This window comes from Pseudomonas sp. SID14000, from assembly GCF_002165135.1.
Lineage (GTDB): Bacteria > Pseudomonadota > Gammaproteobacteria > Pseudomonadales > Pseudomonadaceae > Aquipseudomonas.
This window is the reverse complement of the sequence record NZ_NFZQ01000036.1, coordinates 1-1,830: the sequence shown is the minus strand read 5'-3', so window position 1 is coordinate 1,830 and position 1,830 is coordinate 1. Positions and strand designations below refer to the sequence as shown.

Genomic DNA, 1,830 nt, shown 5'->3' with positions numbered 1-1,830 from the left:
CGGTGACCGAAGGCGTCGCGGTCAGCTTGGCCACCACTTCGTCGGTGGTGTCGGTCACTTGGACCGTAGCGGCACCACCCAGCTGCAGATTTTCGAAAGTCGCACCGGTTGCATCCACAGCCGAATTGATGCCCAGGCTGATCTGGCCAGCGTCGTTGTAGACGTCATCGCCCTGTGCAGCGTGGGTGTACGGTGCACTGGTTTCGCCAGCCTTGATGGTGACCTGGGCGTTGTTGCTCAGGGTCACGACCAGGTCGTGGGCCAGCGCCTGGTTGATGTGCACGGTGAAGGTCGGATTGACGTTCTCGGCCACCGAGGCCTGATCGGCGGTGATGGTGACCTGTACCAGGTCGCCTTCGTTGCCCGGAGTACCCGGCTCGTCGGTGACGGTGGTGCTGACTGGGGTCTTGTCCAGGGTCAGCTGCTCGAACTTGCCAACATCAGCACCATCAACGGTAGCAATGGACTTCACGACCGGATCGTTAGCACCCACATACACGTTGTCCGGGGCAGTCACAGTGACCGAACCAGTCGTGCCGTTGGCCGGTACAGTGATAACCGTCTTGCCGTCGCTCAGCGTGAAGGTCAGGGCCGAGTGGTTGTTGATCGGCAGACCGTCTTTGTTGGTCAGGGTGATGGTGTAGGTGATCTCGCCACCTTCGGTGACCGAAGGCGTCGCGGTCAGCTTGGCCACCACTTCGTCGGTGGTGTCGGTCACCTGAACCGAAGCGGCGCCACCCAGCTGCAGATTTTCGAAAGTCGCACCGGTTGCATCCACAGCCGAATTAATGCCCAGGCTGATCTGGCCAGCGTCGTTATAGACGTCATCGCCCTGTGCAGCGTGGGTGTACGGGGCGCTGGTTTCGCCAGCCTTGATGGTGACCTGGGCGTTGTTGCTCAGGGTCACGACCAGGTCGTGGGCCAGCGCCTGGTTGATGTGCACGGTGAAGGTCGGATTGACGTTCTCGGCCACCGAGGCCTGGTCGGCAGTGATGGTGACCTTGACCAGGTCGCCTTCATTGCCCGGAGTACCCGACTCGTCGGTGACGGTGGTGCTGACCGGGGTCTTGTCCAGAGTCAGCTGCTCGAACTTGTCGACATCAGCGCCAGTGACCGAGGCGATCGATTTGACCACAGGGTCGTTGGTGCCGGTGTAGACGTTGTCCGGGGCAGTCACAGTGACCGAACCCGTCGTGCCGTTGGCCGGTACAGTGATAACCGTCTTGCCGTCGCTCAGCGTGAAGGTCAGCGCGCCGTGATTGTTGATCGGCAAGCCGTCTTTGTTGGTCAGCGTGATGGTGTAGGTGATCTCGCCGCCTTCGGTGACCGAAGGGGTCGCGGTCAGCTTGGCCACCACTTCGTCGGTGGTGTCAGTCACCTGAACCGAAGCGTCGCCGCCCAGTTGCAGGTTCTCGAAGGTACGGCCATCAACGTCCACAGCAGACTTGATGCCCAGGCTGATCTGGCCAGCGTCGTTATAGACGTCATCGCCCTGTGCAGCATGGGTGTACGGTGCACTGGTTTCGCCAGCCTTGATGGTGACCTGGGCGTTGTTGCTCAGGGTCACGACCAGGTCATGGGCCAGCGCCTGGTTGATGTGCACGGTGAAGGTCGGATTGACGTTCTCGGCCACCGACGCCTGATCGGCAGTGATGGTGACCTGTACCAGGTCGCCTTCGTTGCCCGGAGTACCCGGCTCGTCGGTGACGGTGGTGCTGACCGGAGTCTTGTCCAGGGTCAACTGCTCGAACTTGCCGACGTCAGCGCCAGTGACCGAGGCGATCGATTTGACCACAGGGTCGTTGGTGCCGGTGTAGACGTTGTCCGGCG

At 61.5% G+C, this 1,830-nt stretch carries 1 protein-coding gene; it reads right to left on the bottom strand.

Going from position 1 to position 1,830, the window contains the following annotated elements:
- The coding region (locus CAY82_RS24700) for an immunoglobulin-like domain-containing protein (protein ID WP_368681563.1) at window positions 1–1,830 on the bottom strand (1,830 nt) is incomplete at both ends.